Annotated in this window: 20 protein-coding genes; 2 read left to right on the top strand and 18 right to left on the bottom strand. The window is 37.3% G+C overall.

Going from position 1 to position 22,194, the window contains the following annotated elements; all coding sequences use genetic code 11:
• From J6O61_RS16590 to J6O61_RS16560, 7 genes are all read right to left on the bottom strand, one after another.
• The coding region (locus J6O61_RS16590) for a chromosome segregation SMC family protein (protein WP_292215419.1) at positions 1-1,008 on the bottom strand (1,008 nt) is incomplete at its 3' end.
• Positions 1,008-1,703: a ribonuclease III gene (rnc, locus tag J6O61_RS16585; RefSeq protein WP_292215418.1), complete on the bottom strand. Its 696-nt coding sequence runs from the start codon at positions 1,701-1,703 to the stop codon at positions 1,008-1,010. The genes rnc and J6O61_RS16590, both read right to left, overlap by 1 nt.
• Before the next feature lie 69 nt (positions 1,704-1,772).
• Positions 1,773-2,009: an acyl carrier protein gene (gene acpP, locus J6O61_RS16580; RefSeq protein WP_292215416.1), complete on the bottom strand. Its 237-nt coding sequence runs from the start codon at positions 2,007-2,009 to the stop codon at positions 1,773-1,775.
• A gap of 50 nt (positions 2,010-2,059) precedes the next feature.
• Positions 2,060-3,070: a phosphate acyltransferase PlsX gene (gene plsX / locus J6O61_RS16575; RefSeq protein WP_292215414.1), complete on the bottom strand. Its 1,011-nt coding sequence runs from the start codon at positions 3,068-3,070 to the stop codon at positions 2,060-2,062.
• Positions 3,071-3,227: 157 nt separating this feature from the next.
• Positions 3,228-3,410, bottom strand: a complete 183-nt coding sequence (rpmF, locus tag J6O61_RS16570) for a 50S ribosomal protein L32 (protein ID WP_022773549.1) — start codon at positions 3,408-3,410, stop codon at positions 3,228-3,230.
• Between the two features lie 121 nt (positions 3,411-3,531).
• Positions 3,532-4,392 carry an AraC family transcriptional regulator gene (locus J6O61_RS16565; RefSeq protein WP_292215412.1) on the bottom strand — a complete coding sequence of 287 codons (861 nt, stop codon included), beginning with the start codon at positions 4,390-4,392 and terminating at the stop codon, positions 3,532-3,534.
• Positions 4,393-4,506: 114 nt separating this feature from the next.
• Positions 4,507-5,700 carry an acetate/propionate family kinase gene (locus J6O61_RS16560; protein ID WP_292215410.1) on the bottom strand — a complete coding sequence of 398 codons (1,194 nt, stop codon included), beginning with the start codon at positions 5,698-5,700 and terminating at the stop codon, positions 4,507-4,509.
• Between the two features lie 229 nt (positions 5,701-5,929).
• Here J6O61_RS16560 and J6O61_RS16555 point away from each other — a divergent pair, with 229 nt between their 5' ends.
• Together J6O61_RS16555 and J6O61_RS16550 are read left to right on the top strand one after the other, a co-directional pair.
• Entirely contained in the window at positions 5,930-7,165 is a 1,236-nt protein-coding gene (locus J6O61_RS16555; RefSeq protein WP_292215408.1) for a nucleotidyltransferase, read from the top strand.
• An 86-nt stretch (positions 7,166-7,251) separates the two neighbouring features.
• Positions 7,252-9,360, top strand: coding sequence for a hypothetical protein (locus J6O61_RS16550; RefSeq protein WP_292215406.1), 2,109 nt, complete (start codon positions 7,252-7,254; stop codon positions 9,358-9,360).
• A gap of 51 nt (positions 9,361-9,411) precedes the next feature.
• Here J6O61_RS16550 and J6O61_RS16545 read toward each other — a convergent pair whose 3' ends face one another.
• The 11 genes from J6O61_RS16545 to J6O61_RS16495 form a co-directional block, all read right to left on the bottom strand.
• Positions 9,412-9,876, bottom strand: coding sequence for a chemotaxis protein CheW (locus J6O61_RS16545; RefSeq protein ID WP_292215404.1), 465 nt, complete (start codon positions 9,874-9,876; stop codon positions 9,412-9,414).
• A gap of 11 nt (positions 9,877-9,887) precedes the next feature.
• Positions 9,888-10,316: a chemotaxis protein CheW gene (locus tag J6O61_RS16540; RefSeq protein WP_292215402.1), complete on the bottom strand. Its 429-nt coding sequence runs from the start codon at positions 10,314-10,316 to the stop codon at positions 9,888-9,890.
• Between the two features lie 298 nt (positions 10,317-10,614).
• Positions 10,615-11,460 (bottom strand): sugar phosphate isomerase/epimerase family protein, encoded by an 846-nt coding sequence (locus J6O61_RS16535; protein ID WP_292215422.1) that lies wholly within the window; start codon positions 11,458-11,460, stop codon positions 10,615-10,617.
• Between the two features lie 74 nt (positions 11,461-11,534).
• Positions 11,535-13,511, bottom strand: a complete 1,977-nt coding sequence (locus J6O61_RS16530; RefSeq protein WP_292215400.1) for a family 43 glycosylhydrolase — start codon at positions 13,509-13,511, stop codon at positions 11,535-11,537.
• Positions 13,512-13,519: 8 nt separating this feature from the next.
• A complete protein-coding gene (locus J6O61_RS16525; RefSeq protein WP_292215398.1) occupies positions 13,520-15,193 on the bottom strand; it encodes a glycoside hydrolase family 43 protein in 1,674 nt (557 codons plus the stop codon).
• A 21-nt stretch (positions 15,194-15,214) separates the two neighbouring features.
• Positions 15,215-15,937 carry a rhamnogalacturonan acetylesterase gene (locus J6O61_RS16520; RefSeq protein ID WP_292215396.1) on the bottom strand — a complete coding sequence of 241 codons (723 nt, stop codon included), beginning with the start codon at positions 15,935-15,937 and terminating at the stop codon, positions 15,215-15,217.
• A 270-nt stretch (positions 15,938-16,207) separates the two neighbouring features.
• A complete protein-coding gene (locus J6O61_RS16515; RefSeq protein WP_442861714.1) occupies positions 16,208-17,041 on the bottom strand; it encodes a carbohydrate ABC transporter permease in 834 nt (277 codons plus the stop codon).
• A 50-nt stretch (positions 17,042-17,091) separates the two neighbouring features.
• The gene (locus J6O61_RS16510) at positions 17,092-17,979 is read right to left on the bottom strand and encodes a carbohydrate ABC transporter permease (protein WP_292215391.1); all 888 of its coding nucleotides are present in this window, start codon (positions 17,977-17,979) and stop codon (positions 17,092-17,094) included.
• Positions 17,976-19,337, bottom strand: coding sequence for an ABC transporter substrate-binding protein (locus J6O61_RS16505; RefSeq protein ID WP_292215389.1), 1,362 nt, complete (start codon positions 19,335-19,337; stop codon positions 17,976-17,978). The genes J6O61_RS16510 and J6O61_RS16505 overlap by 4 nt, the downstream gene beginning before the upstream one ends.
• Positions 19,338-19,492: 155 nt before the next feature.
• Positions 19,493-21,232, bottom strand: coding sequence for a sensor histidine kinase (locus J6O61_RS16500; protein ID WP_292215387.1), 1,740 nt, complete (start codon positions 21,230-21,232; stop codon positions 19,493-19,495).
• A gap of 2 nt (positions 21,233-21,234) precedes the next feature.
• Positions 21,235-21,954 (bottom strand): response regulator transcription factor, encoded by a 720-nt coding sequence (locus tag J6O61_RS16495; protein WP_292215386.1) that lies wholly within the window; start codon positions 21,952-21,954, stop codon positions 21,235-21,237.
• Positions 21,955-22,194: the final 240 nt, after the last annotated feature.

Raw genomic sequence — 22,194 nt, 5'->3', positions numbered from 1 at the left:
TTTCTTTTCGGTAATTTTATCCTGCTCATCCTTAATTCTGGTTTTAAAATGAGCATCATTTGAAGAAGCTGACTTTATCTTTTCGTTTAAGATACCAATCTGTCCTTCAAGCTTTTCTTTTTTTACAGAAGAATCTGTGATTTTAGCACGTGCTTCATCTATTTCAGCATCTAAAATCTCAAGCTTTTTCTGAATACTTTCATATTCATCCTTGGCTTTGGCATAGGAATCCTTTGATTTATCCAAAGATTCTGTAGCTATTGAGAGATTATTCTCAGCCTCTACAAGCTGCTGATTCTGATTCTTATTTTCAACAAGAAACATATTGACATCGAGAGTTTTCAGTCGCTCTCGGAGTTTCAAATATTCCTTGGCAACCTCGGATTGCTTTTCCAAAGGTCCAACCTGTTTTTCAAGTTCTGACAGAATATCGGAAAGTCTTGTAAGATTTATCTTTTCTTCTTCGAGCTTCTTTATAGCAGTTTCTTTTCGGGACTTAAACTTAACTATTCCTGCAGCCTCGTCAAAAAGATTACGTCTGTCCTCCGGTTTACTTGACAGAATCTGATCGATCTGTCCCTGTCCTATAATGGAGTACCCCTCTTTACCGATACCTGTATCCATAAAGAGTTCATTAACATCCTTAAGACGGCAGGTAGCGCCGTTTATCATATATTCACTTTCACCTGAACGATAAAGTCTTCTTGAAACAGTGACCTCATCATAATCAATAGCAAGGGAATGATCAGAATTATCAAGTGTGATGGCAACATAAGCGTAGCCCAAAGGCTTACGAAGCTCTGTTCCCGAAAAGATAACATCCTGCATGGAGCCACCACGCAGCTGTTTAATACGCTGTTCACCAAGAACCCACCTAACCGCATCTGCAACGTTACTTTTACCTGATCCGTTAGGTCCTACAATTCCTGTTATACCATTGTGAAAATCAAATTTTATCTTATTGGCAAATGACTTAAAGCCATGAATTTCGATACTTTTTAAATACATTACTTACTTTTCTTTAATTCAAGAATTGCCTTATAAGCAGCCTTTTGTTCAGCAGCTTTCTTGGTTTTTCCTGACCCCTCTCCCATATTCTTATCACCAACGAAAACGCGGACATCAAATATTTTATCATGTTCAGGTCCTCTTTCGCCACAAATTTCATATTGAATTTGCCCAAGTCCCTGTCCCTGAACTATTTCCTGAAGGATGGACTTACTGTCACTAAACATCTGCATGCTTTCTTCGTTTGTAAGAACATATGAATAAATAAATTTCTTTGCTTCTTCAATTCCACTATCCAAAAACAATGCGCCAATTACAGCTTCAACCATATCCGCAATAATTGACTCTTTATTCCTGCCCCCGGTAGCCTCTTCACCTTTCCCCAGCTGCATATAATATCTGATATCAAGTTTTTCTGCATCATAAGCAAGGGCCGGCTCACATACAAGGGAAGCTCTTATTTTTGACATTTCTCCCTCTTTTTTATCAGGATACTTCTTGTATAGATATTCACTTGAAATCATCTCAAGAACAGCATCACCAAGGAACTCCAAGCGCTCATAATCCGGCTTTTTATTTATTTTTTGCTCATTGACAAAAGATGAATGAGTAAAAGCCTGCACCAAAAGAGCCTTGTTCTTAAAGCAATATCCTATAGTATTTTCAAATTTTGAAATGTCTGACTCTGATAACATAAAAACCTCTAATTAAAATGAGGCAGTCATAAAGCTGCCTCAAATGATTATTTCTTATTAACTTACAGCTTATTTTGTGGAAAGTGCAGTTTTAAGCAGCTCTACAGCTTCACCTACAGTTGTAATATTCTCTGTCTTTTCAGGATCAATCTGAACATCAAACTCGTCCTCAAGTCCCATAATAATCTGGAAAAGATCAAGAGAATCCGCACCAAGATCCTCTGTAAAAGTTGTATCCATCTTAATTTCTTCAGGATCAACATTTAATACACCTGCAATAACTTCTTTCATCTTCTCAAATTCCATAATAATCGACCTTTCTTACCTGTCAAAATAATAATTTATATAGTCAGTACTTAAGCTTCAGATGAAAGTTTAGCACTGATCTTTTCACTGATTTTCTGTTCTGTGAATGTTACACATTGCAAAATGGAGTTCTTTACTTCTATATCATTGGCACTTCCATGAGTCTTAACAACAAGTCCCTTTAATCCAAGCATTGGAGCCCCTCCGTATTTATCCATGTTATAATCGGCAAGAGACTTCTTAAGATCATTCTTTATGAGCAGAGCACCAATCTTGGTCTTTAAATTACTCATTAGACCTTTTTTAATGATGTGCATCATTGACTTGGCAACACCTTCATACATCTTAAGGATAACATTACCTGTAAAAGCTTCACACACGATGATATCAGCAAAACCCGCCGGAATATCTCTCGCTTCAATACTTCCTATAAAATTAATATCAGGACAATTCTTAAGAAGCGGGAACGTCTCTTTTACAAGTGCATTTCCTTTTTCCTCTTCTGCTCCAATGTTTACAATGGCAACTGTAGGATTTTTGATTCCCATGATATTTTCCATATATACAGTTCCCATCTTGGCAAACTGTACCAGATGGTTGGATCTGGCATCAACATTGGCACCGCAATCAATTAAAAGAGAATTTCCTTTTTCTGTGGGAATCAGCGGAGCAAGCGGAGCTCTGTCAACTCCTTTAAGTCTCCCGACGATAACCTGACCGCCAACCAATGTAGCTCCTGTACTTCCGGCAGAGACATATGCATCGGCCTCACCGTGATTAACCATGTACATTGCCTTAACAATTGATGAATCCTTCTTTTTTCTGATAGCCATAACCGGTGGTTCAGCCATCTCGATTACTTCAGTCGCATCTACAACTTCAATTTTATCTTTATCATAATCGTAAGCAGAAAGTTCTTTTTCCACTACTTCTTTTTGACCTACAAGAAAAACCTTAAGATTCTGTGACTCTTTAACTGCATCCACAGCGCCCTTTACAGTAACAAAAGGAGCATTATCGCCTCCCATTGCATCTACAGCAACCCTTACAAGTTCTGCCATAAAAATACCCCCTGTGAAATTTGACTTCTTATAATATACAAGAGTAGTAGTCAAAAATCAATAGAATAAAATTTGCATTTTTAGGCAAAAAAAGGGCTTCCCAACTAAAATCGGAAAGCCTTTAAAATCTCAGAACATATGAGGTTTCACTTAACTATCAAGCCTCAACTTCAACAATGCTCTTCTTGTTATAATAGCCGCACTTCTTGCATGCGCAATGTGGCTGCATAAGAGCTCCACAATGACTGCACTTTACGAGAGTCGGAGCTGTCATTTTCCAGTTAGCTCTTCTCTGATCTCTGTGGCCTTTTGATGACTTATTCTTTGGGCAGATTGACATTTGAGTAACACCTCCTTACAGTAACCGTATAAGAAACTGCCTTAAAAAGGCAATTGTTTACGTTTATTCATTAGCATACCTTGTTATTTTACTCATGCCGCATAGGTTTGTCAACAGTTTTTTATCTATTGCAGTTTTGAGAATATTTTTTCGGCGAAATTCCAACTGACTTGGTAAATGCCTTAAGAAAATTACTATAATCACTAAAGCCGCATCTCTCGCACACATCACTGACACCAATGCCTTCAGCCAAAAGAGATTTTGCAATAGATATTCTCCTTGCTGTCATGTACTTATTAATCGTTGTCCCGGTTGCCGATTTAAAAATCCTGCAAATATAAGATTCACTTATATAGAATTGCTTGGACAGATCACCGATGCTGATCGGATACTGAATGTTGTTGTTAAGGTAAGAAAGAATCGCATCCACCTGCTCATTGTAAGTAGATGGCTTATCCTCAGCTTTATCACTGTTTTTTTCACAAACAATCTGATTTATCAGCACAAATAATTCAGTAAATGTTGCTCTTTCCAAAAGATCATGTCCGTAGCCGTTGCTGGTAAGAATCTTATTTACAAAATACAAAAATCTGCTTTGCTGCTCGCTCGAAAGACTTATCTTATGTGAAAATTTCTCATCTCTTTCCTGAAAGCACGCATCAAGATTGGTCTCTTTTGAAGAAATTTCCTTCATATAATCCGGATCTATCATAATAACTATTCTCTCATGCTTTTCTTTTTCTATCTGAGTCAGGTAATGAGAATCATACTGATTTATAAGAAAAAGATCTCCCGGCGCTATATCATAAACCTTATTATCTATAAGGAACTGTTTCCCGCCCGATATTGAAAAATACACCTCATAGCAGTCATGAATATGCATTTCCATAGCCTTCTCATCTTTATACAAATGAGCAATACTAAAGTATTTATTTTCAATACTTGAGGCCATGGCTTCTTTACATGAATTTAATTCTTTCATCTTTTGCTCCACCAAAAAAACTTGAAAATCCTATAAGCATCTTACATGAGAGCTTCAGAATTTTCAAGTTTTTTAGCATGGATTAAAATAATAAAGATTATATTGTAAAACGTTTTACTTGCAAAGAGCTACAGTATCACGAGCAATCGCAAGTTCTTCATTTGTAGGAACAACCATAAGTGTTACCTTACTGTCAGCACCTGAAATGATTTTTTCTTCACCATGAACCTTATTGGCTTCAGCATCAAGAGTTGCTCCAATAAATGTAAGCTTTTGGCAGATAAGATTGCGGACAAAGCCACTGTTCTCACCAACACCTGCAGTGAAACAGATTGCATCTACACCGCCCATAGCTGCTGTATAAGAGCCGATATATTTAACCACTCTGTATACAAAGGCATCAACAGCCCTCTTAGCTCCTGCATGTCCTTCATTGTATCCTTTTTCAAGGTCTCTGAAATCAGATGAAAGTTCGTCAGAAAGTCCAAATACACCGGACTTCTTGTTCATAAGATTTGTTACATCAGCAACTGTAGAATTTTCTTTCTTCATGATGAACTCTACAACTGAAGGATCAATGTCGCCACATCTTGTTCCCATGATAAGTCCCTCAAGAGGAGTAAGTCCCATTGAAGTATCTACGCACTTTCCACCATCAACAGCAGAAATTGAAGCGCCATTTCCAAGGTGACATACAATGATTTTAAGATCCTTTGCATCTTTGCCAAGTATCTGGGCAGCTCTCTTACTTACGTAAGAATGGCTTGTTCCGTGGAAACCATATCTTCTGATTCCGTATTTCTCATAGTATGAATTAGGGAGTCCGTAAAGATAAGCCTGCTCAGGCATTGTCTGATGGAAAGCAGTATCAAATACAGCAACCATAGGAACACCGGGCATAGCTTTCTGACATGCTCTGATACCGATAAGGTTTGCAGGATTGTGAAGCGGAGCAAGATCTGATACTTCCTCAATTGCCTTAATAACCTCTTCGTCAATAACAACAGACTTGGTAAATTTCTCACCGCCATGAACGATACGATGTCCGACAGCACCGATTTCATCAAGAGAAACCACACCGTCTTCACTATTTGTAAGTGCCTCAATAACAAGCTCAATAGCTCTGTTATGATCAGGCATTGGAGTTACTTTAGTAATCTTGTCTTTGCCGGCAGGAGTATAAACTATCTGACTCCCATCAATTCCTATTCTCTCGCAAAGTCCCTTGCAGATTACAGCTTCTGAATCTGAATCAATAAGCTGAAATTTAAGTGATGAACTTCCACAGTTAATAACTAAAATTTTCATGTTTGACCTCTTTTCAAAAATATTTTCTGAAATCTACATTTAATAGTAAACTCAGCTTCTTTTTTATTCTTTGAGTAGAATCAAAAAACTTCCATGTATATCTTACTTATATTATAATTCTAGTACAAGGAAAAAACTGTACAAAAATAAGCAAAATACTACACATATATCGTTACTGTTCAGTCCATGACCGGTAACAATGTATCTATATGTTATCAGGATATCGTAAATGAAGACCATCGGAATCATCGCAGAATTCAACCCATTTCACAAGGGGCACGAATATCTCATAAATAAATGTAAAAAAGAATTGCAGGCAGAATACTGCGTGGTAGTAATGAGTGGAGACTACGTTCAAAGAGGAGCTCCTGCCATTATCAGCAAATACACCAGAGCTAAAATGGCTCTTAGCTGCGGCGCTGATCTTGTGCTTGAGCTTCCTGTTTATTATAGTCTCGGAAGTGCTGAATATTTTGCAGGCGGAGCTGTTTCACTACTTGATAAGCTTGGCTGCATTGACTATCTGTGCTTTGGAGCGGAGACGCCGGATTGTAACGCTCTTAGTCTGGTAGCCGATGTACTTAAAAATGAACCTGAAAGCTTTAAGAATGAACTGGAAAAAGAGTTGAAAAAAGGTCTCCCCTATCCTGTGGCAAGAGAGAATGCATTAAGCAGGTATCTTGAAGCATCAGGTCCTTTTGACAGTGAATCATCAAAAAAAGTGCTTGGCAGCCCTAACAATATTCTTGCAATCGAATATTTAAAAGCTATAAGAACAATAAACAGCAGTATGATACCTTATCCGATAAAAAGGGAAGGAGCAGATTATCATTCAGAAGAGGTAAATGACATTGCAAGTGCTCAGGGAATACGAAATTATCTTTTCTCCCCAAAAAGCCAGCATGCCTCTTCACTTGAAAATATGATTCCTGCAAATGCTCTGGAAATATTCAACGGAAATACCGGCAAGTATCTTGATTGTGATGATTATTCCGACTATTTATATTACAAGCTCCTCACAGAAAAAAATAATGGATATCAAAAATATCTGGATGTCACAGAGGATCTTTCAAATAGAATTCAGGCAAACCTTGATTATTTTTCTTCATTTAATTTATTTTGTGATGCCATAAAATCCAAAAACCTGACATATACCCGTGTCAGCAGATGCCTTTTTCATATTCTTTTGAATATCACAAAAGAAAATATGAATAATTACAAAGAAGACGGATACACAGCCTATGGCAAAATACTCGGATTAAAAAAGAGCTCTTTTCCTCTTCTTTCCGATATACAGTCTGTTGCAACCATACCTGTTCTTAACAGGTTAAAAGACGCAAAACAGGTACTTTCTCCACTGCAGATGAATCTGTTTGAAGAAAGTCTTCTTAGCAGTTGCCTGTACAATAAAACTGCCAATAATGACATCATCTCCGAATATAGGCTAAAACCAATAATTCTTTAATATTCTTTTAATTGATACAGGCTCATTAACGTGATAACATAAATATGTATACGATATTTACATTTGTGTAGTTCTTTGGAGGAATCATGGGAATTATTAAGCTCGATAAAGGACAATTTCTTCATAAAACTGAAAAAGAAACAGTAAAAACCATAGAAATAGTGGTGAAAGGATCTATTCAGATTTCCAACGCCTACTCTTCTATTCTATGCGGTGTAGGCGGCTTTATAGGAATCGTTGAAAATCCCGGCACGCCCTATATTTACGATTATCAGGCTGTTGAAGAAACAACCGTTTATTCCTATGATTTTAATTCCAGAGACGATATTCCCAAGATCATAAAGTCAAATCCAAAAATTGCCCCGATACTTGCAGCTCAATCTTCTGAAATTGCAGCCGGTGTCTGCGCCGCCTATGAAAAACAATTTGATGATGCCCTTGCCGAATATGAACAGATAATGGCTGATCACGCCGATTATCCAAGTCTTTGCATTAAAGTCGGTGAAGTTGCGGGAACATTTCCTGAAATTGACGAACTGATTCCACCTGAAAAATCTGAAAAGGTCCCTTCCTGGGTTATAGATTTCAGTAACAGTTTAAAAGAAAACGAAGCTGTTTTAAAAAAGTCTTTTTATGGTCTGAATATAGAACTGGCTACCGGTATGATAATGACTACCGTAACAATGTATAAGACTATTTCCGATCAGGTTCTGCTTCTTAATGAATACAGAAAAGTATTGAAAAAGAAAACATCCTCTTTTGCTTCGACCATGAAAGTAATAAAGGCAAAAATTGCCGATATGGAACGAAATGAAGGCGGCGATGGAAATGTTACTATAGTCAATGCTCTGAATACCATTTTGGTTTATTCAGGTGTAAGCGGCGAAAAAGCAAGTAAATTTGAAGAGCAGATTTCCGCTTTCAAGGCCAACAGTAACCGCTATGATTCATCTGATGAAGCGAGGACACTTCGAAGAAATATCGCAACTTCTTTTTATGAAGTATTTACTCCTGCATTTCTTAGAAGTCTTACCGATGACAATGTTCCCATTGAAGTAAAAATGTTTTTTATGTTCGGTTTTGTTGACGAAGAACTTGCCGGAGAAAAAAACACAGCTATTCTTTACAACATGGCAAAGGCGTACGTTCCGGACGAAAATAAGACCGTTCTCACTTTATATGAATGGCTAAAAAAAATCTTCATGCTTGAAGTCGAACCATCAAAAAATGAATTTGATCAGGACTGGCCGACATATCTCAGAGAACAAAAGACAACAGGTTCCATTACTCAGGCTCAACTTGAAGCCATGCAGGATAACCCTCAAAAAAGGTTAGAGTTTGAAATACATAATCTCTTTGCTCTGGGCAACAGAATGACTTTTGGACGAATTTCCTCATTTGTCCCTGTTTTTGATGAACAAAATGTCTTAAGACCACTGGATATGGCTTATCAGACAGCCTCTAAGGTGAACGGATATTTTGATATGATAAGAGGAATTGATTACGGAGTTTTCTGCAGACAGGCGCTTTATTCAAACACAGACATAGGTATCACTCAGGTATTTTTTGATGATGATATAACTCCATATATGATTCTAATGCCCAATATCGGAAGCAGAGCCTGCCTGTGGCAGGAAATAGATGGAAAAAACAGACGCACAAAAGCAAGAATGCTGGTTTCCATTTTGAACACAGAGAACACCGAAGAAGCCATGATAAAGCTCTTTGGCGAATTCAGGTGGGAAATGTGCAAAACCGAACAGGGCGTGCATTGGAATGATGTAACCGATCCTTCTCTTACATCAATGTATTGTGATTACCTTCAGTTCTATAAAAAGAACTCTGCTCTTTCTGCAGAGAATAAAGAAAAGCTTAAAACAGACTTAAAGAAATTTAACAATAACTACAAGAATGTCTTTATTTCAGATTACCTGTCTTATGTTAAATTTGAGGCATCCGGATCTCCGAGACTAAACAAGGTGACCCGTGAAATACTTTTTACCTTCTGCCCTTTTTCAAAGGCTGTGCGTGAGAAGAATGCAGACAACCCTCAATACAAAGACCTTTTTAACCATTATCAGGTTCGGACAAACAACGCTGCCAAGCCAATTCTTAATATCATCGCCAAGCTGAATAAAGAAGGAATTCCTGTACCGGAAGAATTGACAAATCAGATAGAACATCTGAAAAAATAAAATGCCTATACTGTCTAAACGACAGTATAGGTTTTTAATAAAACAAAACTATTATGATGCCATTCTCTGCCCAACCACAGATTCAACCGAAAGAATTGATATTATCATATCATCAATCTTTCCGACTCCGCGAACGACAGACTCTTTGCTTTTAATGAATGGTGATGGCTGCTCAATAATACTTTCAGGTATGTTCATCACCTCACTGACTTCATCAACAACAATCCCCAAAAGCTTATCCTCACCTATATTTAAAATAATAACACGGGAATTATTGGTATAAGCATCGTCTTCAAAGTTCATTCTGCGACGAAGACTCATAACCGGTATAATCTCACCTCTAAGATTGATGATTCCTTTATAATACTTTGGTGAACTTGGAACTCTTGTTATTTGAGGCATCTGTATAATGTTATTTACGCTCTCAACATCAATAGCGTACATTTCTCTGTTTATTTTAAAGATGATATATTTTGACTCATCTTCATTGCCGGTATACTTAGTTAACTCGGACATATATGACCTCCTTATGCAATAAGCGATTCAACATCAAGAATAAGTGCTACTGCATCATCCATAATAGCTGCTCCACTGAAAAAACGATTATTATCATCCAATATCCCCAGTGATTTTGGATCGATATCATCCTGTCCGAAAAGTTGATCAACCACAAGGCCAAGATACGTATCTTTATACATACAGATAACAACGTTCAAATTTGAAGATTGAGTTTCAGAATCTTCACAATCAAACAATTTGCCCATATAAACCAAAGGAATGGCCTGCCCTCTAAGATATATTACATCTTCAAAATTAACCTTATTGATGTCAGATACAGATACATTCTCTATAGATAAAACCGCAGAAAGTGGAATAGCTATTTTTTCATCTCTCACTCCAGCTATAAGAGCTTGAGAGTTTATTTTATCAATAGTTGCAATTTGAGTTGATTCCATTTTTTACCTCCCTAAACTAGTCGTTCCAAGTGATTTATCTTAAATGCATAATTATAAGTAGTCAATACGTTTTCCTATGAGGATTGCTCATGATTGAAACAAAATATTCAACAAAAGAAATTTGCCAGATATTTAATTTCGGAAGAGAAACATTAAGACACTATGAACGTTACCACCAGGTCAATAGAATACTTTATTTCACAAAAAAAATAATTCCCGGTGTAATTTATTTACACCAGGAATTATCAGCACTCCGGAAGTTCATTCATCAATGAAACAAAGATTATTCACAATATATTCACTTTTGCATATACTTATTTTCAGCATTTTCAATGCACTCACGAGATGAAACTGCCACGTCCGGAGTTGTATCTTCTAATGTCGCCTGAATATACGGTTTATTGTCAATTGCAAACTTAACAATACTTGAATAATCAAGCTCTCCAAGTCCGCATCCCATGCTCTTTACACCGTTTTCCGTAAGTACACAGTCCTTTAAATGGATCATGCAGATATCCTTTCCCAAAAGATCATGGGCTTCTTCAAAGACTTCGTACTTTCTATCATAATTATCAGTCCATAAAAGATTGACAGGATCATAAATAATCTGAAGATTTGGAGATCCTATCCTATCCAGCACCTCTCTGGCTCTTTTGGGACTATATACGATATGTCTGTAAACAGGTTCTATCGCTACGATAACTCCCATTTTCTCAGCATAGTCCACAACAGGTCGCAGGTTCGTTATAAATGTTTCCAAAGCCTCTTTTGAATGACAGGCTTCTTTATCATATGAATAATTAACGTTAGGTGCTCCCGTCTCAGTTCCAACCATGCCACATCCCATCAATGAAGCAAAACGGATATGCGCCATATATTTTTCCTGAATTGATGCAAGCTGCACAGAGTCAGGATTGGCCAGATTTAAGTAACATCCAAGGACTGCCACATCAAGATCAGCCCTTCTGAAAGCATCTCTTAAATACATTGCATATCCCGGAGTCAGGGCAATTGGATCCGCTGTAAATCCGGGCACCTTCGAAAGGGCAATATGAACACAGGAAAATCCCTGCTTTTTAATCTCTGTAAGCCTTTCCTCAAAAGGAAGCTCTACAGTATCGTGAAATCTAATACCTATCTGCATCATATTATGTATCCTCCAATACAAGCAAAACTCATATTCTTATATTACCCATAAATACGAGCACAATCCATACTTTAAATATCAATATAATTGCAATTATTGAACTTTACAAATAAATCATTTTTTTCGCCACCATATGCATATATCCCGACGAGAGCACCTGTAAAGCGCTTTCCCTTATCATAGCCTTCATCGCATAGGTAATATACATTGGAAAGTGTTGCAAAAACAACTTCCTTTTGTTCCTTCTTATCCATTTGAGAATGCAGAATTTCATAGCTGAATGTTCGCTTTAAATAATCCGTATTCATACATAGTCTTATATATCCATTTGCATTTTCCAAAGGCTCATCGGAATAGATGAAGCGGTCTTCTTCTCCTCTGTGCTCCTGTGAAAAGACATAAAGCTTCCCTTCCCTTTTTATAAGTCCAAAAAGCACAAAGGTATTCTCATCATAATAGCCTGTTATTCCTGCATGCTGTCCTTCCTCCAATTCCAAAATTTCCATTTCGGTTGAATATTCAAAAGAAAAAGATGTCTGCCTTCTAAGAACAATATTCCTGCTGTCAACTTTGGAAAGTGGCGCTCTAGATCCTTTTATCTTAAAGCATTCTCCCTTTTCACAGGCCATGCCTAAAAATTCCACCTCACCATTTTCAAAGGTCCTTGGAGTCATATAATCAAACGGAAGTCCGCAGGAAGAAACAGTACTTACCTTTTCACTATCAGGATTTCCGATAAGTTCTTTCACCTTATTTGAATCAACCTTATGGATATCAGTACTTTCCTCAAGATATTCATAATCGGCAAAAGGCTTAACCTGCATGGTTGAAGGGCCTTTTAAATCATTTACAACAGGCCACCCATCGGCTGTCCATGTAACCGGATCAATTGCAGTTTCTCTTCCAAGAATACTATATCCATCTCCTATTTTACGACCGCACAAATATACCATGTACCATCTGCCGTCAGGAGTCTCTACCATATCTCCATGGCCACAACGCTGTATAAGCGCATCAGGATCTTTTTGTCTCATAATTGGATTATAAGGACATGGCTCATAAACTCCAAAGAGCTCTCTGCTTCTTGAAACAGTTACCATATGCCCGGGGCCTGTTCCTCCCTCAGCTTCAAGAAGATAATAGTAGCCGTCTTTTTTATATAAATGAGGACCTTCAGGCGCTCTCTTATTATCACCGTAAAAAAGAAGCTTTGGCTCTGATATTTTCTTTGTGGCGTCGCTGTTAAGTTCAAAAATCCTTGCACCTCTGTTAAGGAGCATATATCTTCTTCCGTCATCATCATTGAAAATACTGGGATCAATGCCATCTTCATCGATAAATACAGGCTCAGAATATGGGCCTTCCGGTTTTGCAGAAGATACAACAATTTGCCTTCTGTATACCGGTCCCACATCATTTAGCCTATAGGTCGCTGTTATATAAAATTTCCCTTCATAAAAAGATATATCAGGTGCCCAGTAGCCTCGTCCACCTTCAAGTTCTTCAATTCCCGCCCATTTAGGATCTGTTATGGCATGTCCGATTATTTCCCAGTGAATAAGATCTTTTGAATGTGAAATCGGAATACAAGGAAAAAATATAAAAGAGGAATTGACCATATAATAATCATCCCCCACCCTGCATATGGAAGGATCCGGGAAAAAGCCGCATCTTATGGGATTTCTGTAAAAATCATCATAAGCATGAGAATATCTTTTCTCTAAAAAAACTTCTATTTTCTTATGTTCAGGCTTACAATTACTATTCTCAACAAAATACGGACTATTACCGCCCTTGGTTACAATATCATGCACTATATCCCAAGGTGTTATCAAGTCAATATCTCCCTTTAATGGATCAAGACCGCATCGTTCAACCAAATACTTAAAAATTTCAGGATTTCCGGACATCGCAGCATAATGAAGAGCTGTTCTATGCCCATCAGCGTACTCATTAAGGCTTGACCTTGAATATTCAACAATCCACTTTACCAGTCCAAAATCACCATTTTTTGCCGCATCATATATTGTAAGTTTTCCTGCATCCATATTTTCCCTCAAATTTCAATAGTCTCTACAGAAATAATATCTGCAAATCCGGCGTTATTATTAGTTGCAAGTGCAAAAACACCTGTTTTTGCTCCAACCCAGGTATGATCTGATGGTGTATAATCCACTCCAAGATCAAGTTCCACACAATTATCAGAGTTATTACCTAAAATAACTTTTACCTTAAGGCTCGGATTCTTTCCTCCTAGTGGTTCATGAACATTTTGAAAATACATATCCTCTGATTTTAACTCAGGATTTATATGAGAAAATTCCATATCCCATGTTATATCTTTTAACGCCTCTGCAATACTAATACCTTTTTCACTGCATATATGCTCAAGGTCAAACGTACTTTGAATTTCCTCTTTTTTATCAGCATCACCGCCGACTGAATTTACAACTTTAACCGAAAATGTATTATCAACAGTTCTCTCAATATATGCAGCCATATACTGTCCACCGGTCATACATATGCCTGCTCTGTTTCCTTCTTCCAAACCGATAGCATCCATATGAACCTTCATTTTAAACATAGGATAAATCAGTTTCTGTGTAAGAACGTTGGCACTGCGCCAGATAATAGGCTCATTTTCGCCGCTGGTATTAAGTGCAAATAATCTGATGCCGTTTTTCTTATCAGGTATGGGACCAGAGAAATTATTGTAATGATTACCAAGCCACTGCCAGTTTAAATTATATGTTCCATTAACAAAATCATCACAAGCACTAAGGCCATATTCAGTAATATCAACATTGGAGGCACCTACAGAGGGCTTATCCATTTCAAATACAGGCTCACCTACATTCTCATTATCAGGATTAACACCAATCACCGGCCATCCGTCTTTCCATGAAACGGGCTGAAGATGACAGATTCTTCCATAGAGGCCTCTGTCCTGGAAATGAATAAACCATTCATCACCGTTAACTGTATCTATAAGACCTCCCTGATGAGGTCCATTGATTACAGTACTGCCTGTATGCATTACCTCTTTTATCTCATATGGACCGTATATACTCTTACTTCTAAGAGCAACCTGATAGCCATCTGTCACTCCCCCGGCAGGAGCCCAGATATAATAAAAGCCATCCTTTTTATAGACTTTAGGACCTTCTATAGTCACCGCCATGTGCTCCGGATCATTACCGTTAAAAATAAAATGATCTTCAGTAAGAGCCTTGGTCCCATCAGCAGACATTTCAAAAATACCGAGTATACTTTTAAAACCGATCCTGCTCTTGGCATATCCGTGTATAATGTAGGCCTTTCCGTCATCATCCCAAAATGGGCAACAGTCAATAAGGCCTTTTCCTTCCAAAAGGCACACAGGTTCATCCCACTCTCCAAGAGGATCTTTAGTTTTTACAACATAGTATCCCTCATCAGGCATTCCGTAAAAAATATAGAATACTCCTTCATGGTATCTTATGGCCGGAGCCCATACTCCCTCTGAATGGCGGGGAATATCAAATCTCTTTTCCCTAATATTATTAAGGGCATAGTTAACCAGCTTCCAGTTAACAAGATCCTTTGAAATAAGGATTGGAAGCCCCGGTGTATAGTTAAAGCTTGATGCAGTAAGGTAATATGTATCACCCACCCTGATGACATCAGGATCACTGTAATCAGCAAAAATAATCGGATTTCTAAATTTTGAGCCTAAATCTGAATAAGACATTTTTCTCCTCCACAAGACGCATCAACCATTTGTTTCAATATCTAAGTATTTGGCAAGTGCCAGATTATCAATAACAAGTGACCTATATGGTTCATCAAGCTCAGAAAGTCCCTTCGCTATCATTCCGGCATACAAAAGTGCACCTTCATATTTCAGATGTGAATTATCTATCTTTCCTTCAGGTGCCCAATCAGCTTCACCTGCTACAAGATTCATATAGTACTTTTTGGAAGCTTCATCCCCTGTCTTTTCAAGGAAATTGCGGCTCATTGTAAAAAGATCAACTACAGGAACATTAAACTTCTCTCCTGCCTCTTTCATTCCTTTCACATACTCAGTGTGCTCAGATGGCTTTAAATTGCCCTTCTCATCAAAAAGTCTTCTTTCGACTGATGTGATGAATACAGGATAAGCCCCTTTATTTCTTGCCACATTAACGAATTTTCCGAGATTTACAATAAAATCATCGTGTGGCTTTGTATATCTTGTTTGATCATTTATCTTTTCATCGTTATGTCCAAACTGAATAAAAAGATAATCACCTTTTGTTATTTCATCATAAATAACAGCAAGTCTGCTCTCATCTATAAAGCTCTTTGTGCTTCTGCCATTTACGGCATGATTGTAAATAACAACATCCTCTTTAGTATATCTGTCAAAAGCCTGCGCTATACCTGTTTGAGGATAGGTATTAAATTTGTTGCAGGCAACTGTTGAGTCCCCCGCCCAAAATATGTGTCTCATAGCTGCTCCTTTTCTCTTATTGAATATAGTTCTTATATCATAACATTAAATAAATAGAGTCACTGATCATATAATTTTAATGAAATTGCCATTAAAAAAGCCACGACTTTCATGAATACATTGTTGCAAATCCTCTTTTATAGATCCTCCTGACAAAAACTAAATATTTAAACAAAAAAACTTGTGCCAAGCCGTCATCAACAACAGAGAAAAATCCCTGTCAATTGACAACAGCTCAGCACCATACAATCTATACAATAATTACTATATTCAATTTTTCATACCACTGGTTGCAATTCCTTCTACAAAATACTTTTGTGCTGCAAAAAACAAGATCATCAAAGGCAGTACAGCTACACAAGCCATAGCCATGACTTTCCCCCATTGAACAACCGACTCTGAGTCCAAAGACATTCTGACCGCCAACGATATCGGATATTTTCTTACAGAATTTACAAATATCAACGAGTTGAAATAATCGTTGTAAGTCCATAAGAATTGGAATAATCCCGCAGAGAAAAGAGCCGGTTTCATGAGCGGAAGTAATATTTCAATCAGTGTTTTGAATGTTCCGCAGCCATCAATATATGCCGATTCATCAAGATCTCTTGGAATGCCCCTTAAAAACTGTATCAGCATATATGGAAAAAATGAATTACAGCAAAGAAGCGCCGGAGCATAGAAAGGCATATATGAATCAATCCATTGAAACCGATTGTACAGCATATATCTTGGAATGATCACAACTGTGTTAGGAAGCATCATCATTGCAAGAAGAATCGTAAACAGTAACTTTTTGAAGGGAAACTCAAATCTGGCGAATCCGTAAGCAACAAGTGTTGAAGATATCAAAGTAAGTATTGTTGTAGGAAATACCATTAAAGCTGTGTTCGCAAAAAATCTTGTGTAAGTATATCCAGCTGAACCTTTCCAACCCTCAACAAAGTTTTTGAAAAGCCACTTATTCGGAAAAAGAGCTACTGTTCCAAATATTTCTTCATTACTCTTAAAGGCAGCCATAAACATCCAAATTATTGGATACAAGAGAATAATTCCAATGATCAGGATAATAAGATAATCCAAAAAACCTGCCTTGTCTTTTATGGGTTCATCCAATTTTTTTGTTTTACTTTTTAAGCTTATCATCACACACCTCACTCATCAGCATAGTGAACCCAAAACTTGGAAGAACCAAACAGAACAAGCGTAAATACAAGTATTATCGCGAATTCTATCCAGGAAATGGCACTTGCATATCCCATCTTAAAATATGAAAAACCTTCCTTATATAGCAGGATTCCGAGTACATTCGTAGATTTCATTGGCCCTCCACCTGTTATGGTATAAGGTGATGTGAAGTTTTGCAGTTCCTGTATATTTTGGTTTAATATTGCAAAAAATAAGATAGGTGAGATTTGTGGTAATGTAATATGAAAAAACTTGGTAATTTTCCCGCTACCATCAATATCAGCAGCTTCATACAGCTCCTTGGGCACATTTTTCAGTGCCGCAAGAAGCATAACCATCGATGAACCAAATTGCCATATTTCCAGCAAACAGATAGTCGGAAGTGCCAGCTTTGTGTCACCCAGAAAAGAAATTGAGCCAAATCCCAACTTAGATAACATGGCATTTACAACGCCATTATCCATGAACATAAGTCTCCAAAGCAGTGCTATAGCTACGCTACCACCAAATAATGATGGTATGTAATAAAGAGTTCTGACTGCATTGATACCTCTTATATTTCGATTAAGGAACATAGCTACAAGCAGAGCCAGAATAACTTTTCCCGGTACAGTATAAAGTGCAAAAAGTATTGTGACCTTAAGCGAATTCCAAAAATCCTTATCTTTGGTAAAGAGCTTTACATAATTAGCCAGCCCCACAAAATCCAGTTTAGAGCCCACTGTGTAATCATTAAATGAATAGACAAAGGATGAGACAAATGGAACGAGCTGCAAAACTACTAAACCGATAAACCATGGTAACAGATATAGATAGGCCTGATAGCTGCGTTTTGTAAAACTTTTCTTTCTCATTTTTCAAGATCCTTGTATTGTTCATATACTTCTTCTGCAGCTTGTTCAGGCGAGATCTGGCCATAGCCAATTGCTTCTACTGCATCATACAAAATTGTCTTGGCTTCTTCAGAAGAAGAAATCTTATCATTAGGTGTTCCGCCTATAGCAACAGCTATATCCGCAGCATCTGTTACGATCTGTGTCAGCTTGCCATTTGCAGCACAAATGTCACGAGCCTTCTGTGTAGGTGGTACACTTCTTGTTGCTCCAAGTGTTTCAAGAGCTTTCTCATTATTGAAGAAATAATCAAGGAATTCTGCAGCAATTTCTGGATTCGAACAGCTCTTTGTAATGGCAAGAAGCTGAGGTGTGTTTGAAGCAAAGCCGCCGTCCTTGGCATCTGCTGCTACAGGAAGTGATCCCGCAACATAATTAGCTGAAGGATTTGCTGCAACCATAACATCTACTGTAGAAATATAGCATGGAGCTGCTACATACTTGCCAGCAATCCAATTGGCATCCCCCTGGATATCATCTCCGATATAAGAAGCCTGATAAGATGCAGGTGCCACTACATTATTGTCATAAAGCTCTTTTATGTAAGTAAAGATACTGGTCAGATCATCCTGTGTTATAACAAGTTTTCCATCAGAATCATATACTTTTCCGGCTTTCTGCTTTTCTAATGTAAGAACAAAAAGATTGGTTATATATTCCTTATTTATGCAGAAAAGATAAGCCTCTGGATCTTGTTCATGGACAGTTTTTCCCATTTCAATGAAATCTTCCCACTGAATATCAGTCTTTGTAAGATCCACTCCATATTTATCAGCAACATCTTTATTTACAAGAATAGCCGGTCCTGCAATACCAGTAGGAAGTCCAAGCTGTTTACCATCATAATTACCATTTATCTGAAGTCCAATATAATTAGCTTCAAAATTTGACATATCAATGCTTGTGGTATTCAGATCAACAAAATAATCTCCGGAATCAACAAAAGTAGGCATAGTTTCGGGGTCGATCTGAACTATATCAGCTGCTGTACCAGATGCCAGCTGTGTTGCAAGTTTATCATGATATCCATCACTTGAACCGGGCTCGCCTTCAATTGTCACACCTGGATGAAGCGCTTCAAACTGCTCTATAACTTCCAAAGTAGCTGCATTTCTCTCATCTCCGCCCCACCATGCAAAGCGCAGTGTAACACTCTCTTGTTCGCTTTCACTGACATTTTGTTTATCTTCACTATTATCAGCAGTTTCTGTTTTAGCTTCATCGGCTGAATTTACTGCTTCTTGTGTTTGACCACACCCCATTACAATTCCTGCAACCATCGAAGTTGCAAGAAGCATTGACAATACTTTCTTTCTCATATTTAACCCTCCTTGTGAAGAAAAAATGTAACGTTTATACGTCGTTTTCTTTTACACAAAAATAATAACAACACGCGATAAGTTTATTAATCCAACGTCTTTTAATTTCTCCACATTTTTTAATATGAAAATATGAGCAGTAACATTTATTTTGATTAGGTAACATATTTTTTTATTCCGTCTTCAGGAATAGCAAATTCAACAACAGTTCCTCTGTTGGGCCTTGACATAATATGAAGTGCCGAGTTTTCTCCAAAATAAAGAATGAGTCTGTTATTAACATTAGAAAGTCCAACATTGTGGTAATTTCGGCTCTTTATCTGCTCCATAAGCTTATTTAGTTCTTCTTTTTCCATGCCTATTCCCGTATCAAAGACCCTGAATATCACCATATTCTGCCTTCTAAAAACCTTAAGCTTAATATATCCTTTTTTACCACTTGGCCTTATTCCATGAGAAATACTGTTTTCAATAATAGGCTGCAGCATAAGCCTGAATACATGAAAGTCTTCAAGTCTCTCATCCAGTTCATAATAAATAATAAATGAGTCACCAAATCTTATCTTTTGAATCTCAATATACTTTTTTAAATAATCAATCTCTTCACTTAGTTTTATCGGCTCTAAAGGATCAGACAGTGCATATTTTAGTATTTCCGCTAGATTTTCTGTCATCTGGGCCGTATCGCTCCTGTCCCCAGCTTCTGATTCCTGCATTGCCTTAATTCTTATCTGCTGCAGAGTATTAAATAAAAAGTGCGGATTTATCTGAGTTTGCAGAGCAACAAGTGTTGCTATGTCTTGAGCATTCTTCTTTTCGCCCAGCTGTTTATTAAGCATCTCTGTGCGAAGATGCAGCTCAATCACATTGCTTAATATGGCATCGTATTCGTTCACGATCACATCATTATTTCTCTCTGTAATCTCCCCTTTTTCTGCCTTCTCCAATGTATTTATTACATTTTCAATATACAAAAAGTTCTTTTTCGTTGTTAAATAAGCCATAATCATTATCGAAAACACAGCAGCCACTAAAATGATCAATAGATATGGCATGATAACCAGAATTCTGTCAATCATGTACTCAAATGGCATCAGCGATATGATCCGAACATTATAGATTGAATTATTCTTTTGCTGCCCCAGATAGTATTCTGAGCCAACTTTTAGCCATAGAGCATTTTTATCTTCCGTAGGAATTTCTGACAGATCAACAAACTCAGCTGCGTTATAAGCATCTCCTCTTGTGAAAAGAAGCTGATCATCACTGTTATAAAACAATAATGCCCCGCTGTTGGACCCAATAGATTTCTCCATAAGTGCATAGTATTGATCAAGATCAATGCTCATGACAACTATACCTTTTTGTAACAAAAGTCTTTGAAAAACAAATAACTCTTTTTTATCTTCAGAAACAAACAGAAATCTCTCTGTATTCTCCGGCATATCATGATAGACTGAAACCCATTCATCTTTGTTTTTATCTATTTTTTCAATACCATTTCCAGACGAAAGAAATTTATCGTACCCATCAAGATAAAGATAAATAGAAGAAATATATGAATATGTGAGTATTGAGCTTCTTACCGTAGCACGAATAGTTCGTAAATTCAAAGTATCTCTGTATTCCAAATAATCCCCGTCCAGCATTCTTTTTAGTGACAGGACCATATAGGGATTATTTGCAAACTGCCTGTTTTGTAGCATAATATTATTCAAAGATAATTCAATACTACTATCCACACCTCCTAATACATCTTTTCCCTTCCTGTCCATTTCACCTGAAATCTTAAAAAGCAGCAAAATGCATGCGATAAGGATTAAAAAAATGACCGGAACAGCAAGCATTCCCAAATATCGCAAAAATCTTTTAAAGAAGAATTTTCGTTTCTGCATAATCATCTCTTCCCATTCTTATATTCAGTAGGAGTTACACCATAATAATTTTTGAAGGCTCGCGAAAAACTTTTCGGATTGTCATAGCCGATATAATAGGCAATATCATAGCTTTTGAAACTAACATCCATAAGCATATTACAAGCTTTTTCCATTCGAACTTTAAGAAGCATATCTCCGAAACCACTATTGCACTTTTCCTTTAATATGCTCGATAAATAGCTTGCACTAAGATGTACTTTTTCAGCAGCATCCTCAAGTCTTGCCGTCCTGTAATTCTCACTGAGATAATTTTCTACAGAAACCTTGATCTGTTCATAGTAGGAATTAGGGTGATCATCTTTTAAACTATTTCGCGAATCCAGAAGATTTTTTATCTTGCCAAAGCACGTGTATACATCCGCACTTTTTAATGGCTTCAAAATGTAATCAGTTACACCATATTGTATAGCTGACCTGAAATAATCATAGTTTTGATGACTAGATAAAAAGACAATAATAACATTAAGATGCTGAAGTTTTTTGCATAACTCAATCCCACTCAACTCAGGCATCTCAATATCACTTAATAGAACATCATACTTACCACTAATGATCTCATTAAGAGCAATAAGTGGATTATCAAAATAATCAGCAACAAATCCGATATCCTGCCAGGGAAAAAGCTGTGCGATTCCCTCTGCAATATTCTTCTCATCATCAACAATTGCTAATCTGTACATAATGTATCTCCCCAAATACATTTACCCAAAACTCTTTCCAATTACTGTGACAAATATGATCAATCACAGCTTATCTATCGGCTTTCTATCAGAATAGCTAATCAGAACCACCGGCTTAGCCGGTGGTTTGTTCTGGCCCTATAAGGGCCTGTTGCCGGCACTGAGTCTAAAGACTCGCCGAATGGTTCGCCAGCCGCAACATCATTTTCCTACAGAGCCCCCTGGGCTCATTTTTATTTG

It is taken from the genome of Butyrivibrio sp., assembly GCF_017635265.1.
Taxonomy (GTDB): domain Bacteria; phylum Bacillota; class Clostridia; order Lachnospirales; family Lachnospiraceae; genus Butyrivibrio.
This window is presented reverse-complemented; position numbering and strand designations above follow the sequence as displayed.

Coding starts and splice junctions, on each gene's coding strand:
- rnc (WP_292215418.1), bottom strand. CDS start 1,703: ATGTTATCAGAGTCAGACATTTCAAAATTTGAAAATACTATAGGATAT.
- acpP (WP_292215416.1), bottom strand. CDS start 2,009: ATGGAATTTGAGAAGATGAAAGAAGTTATTGCAGGTGTATTAAATGTT.
- plsX (WP_292215414.1), bottom strand. CDS start 3,070: ATGGCAGAACTTGTAAGGGTTGCTGTAGATGCAATGGGAGGCGATAAT.
- rpmF (WP_022773549.1), bottom strand. CDS start 3,410: ATGTCAATCTGCCCAAAGAATAAGTCATCAAAAGGCCACAGAGATCAG.
- J6O61_RS16565 (WP_292215412.1), bottom strand. CDS start 4,392: ATGAAAGAATTAAATTCATGTAAAGAAGCCATGGCCTCAAGTATTGAA.
- J6O61_RS16560 (WP_292215410.1), bottom strand. CDS start 5,700: ATGAAAATTTTAGTTATTAACTGTGGAAGTTCATCACTTAAATTTCAG.
- J6O61_RS16555 (WP_292215408.1), top strand. CDS start 5,930: ATGAAGACCATCGGAATCATCGCAGAATTCAACCCATTTCACAAGGGG.
- J6O61_RS16550 (WP_292215406.1), top strand. CDS start 7,252: ATGGGAATTATTAAGCTCGATAAAGGACAATTTCTTCATAAAACTGAA.
- J6O61_RS16545 (WP_292215404.1), bottom strand. CDS start 9,876: ATGTCCGAGTTAACTAAGTATACCGGCAATGAAGATGAGTCAAAATAT.
- J6O61_RS16540 (WP_292215402.1), bottom strand. CDS start 10,316: ATGGAATCAACTCAAATTGCAACTATTGATAAAATAAACTCTCAAGCT.
- J6O61_RS16535 (WP_292215422.1), bottom strand. CDS start 11,460: ATGCAGATAGGTATTAGATTTCACGATACTGTAGAGCTTCCTTTTGAG.
- J6O61_RS16530 (WP_292215400.1), bottom strand. CDS start 13,511: ATGGATGCAGGAAAACTTACAATATATGATGCGGCAAAAAATGGTGAT.
- J6O61_RS16525 (WP_292215398.1), bottom strand. CDS start 15,193: ATGTCTTATTCAGATTTAGGCTCAAAATTTAGAAATCCGATTATTTTT.
- J6O61_RS16520 (WP_292215396.1), bottom strand. CDS start 15,937: ATGAGACACATATTTTGGGCGGGGGACTCAACAGTTGCCTGCAACAAA.
- J6O61_RS16510 (WP_292215391.1), bottom strand. CDS start 17,979: ATGAGAAAGAAAAGTTTTACAAAACGCAGCTATCAGGCCTATCTATAT.
- J6O61_RS16505 (WP_292215389.1), bottom strand. CDS start 19,337: ATGAGAAAGAAAGTATTGTCAATGCTTCTTGCAACTTCGATGGTTGCA.
- J6O61_RS16500 (WP_292215387.1), bottom strand. CDS start 21,232: ATGCAGAAACGAAAATTCTTCTTTAAAAGATTTTTGCGATATTTGGGA.
- J6O61_RS16495 (WP_292215386.1), bottom strand. CDS start 21,954: ATGTACAGATTAGCAATTGTTGATGATGAGAAGAATATTGCAGAGGGA.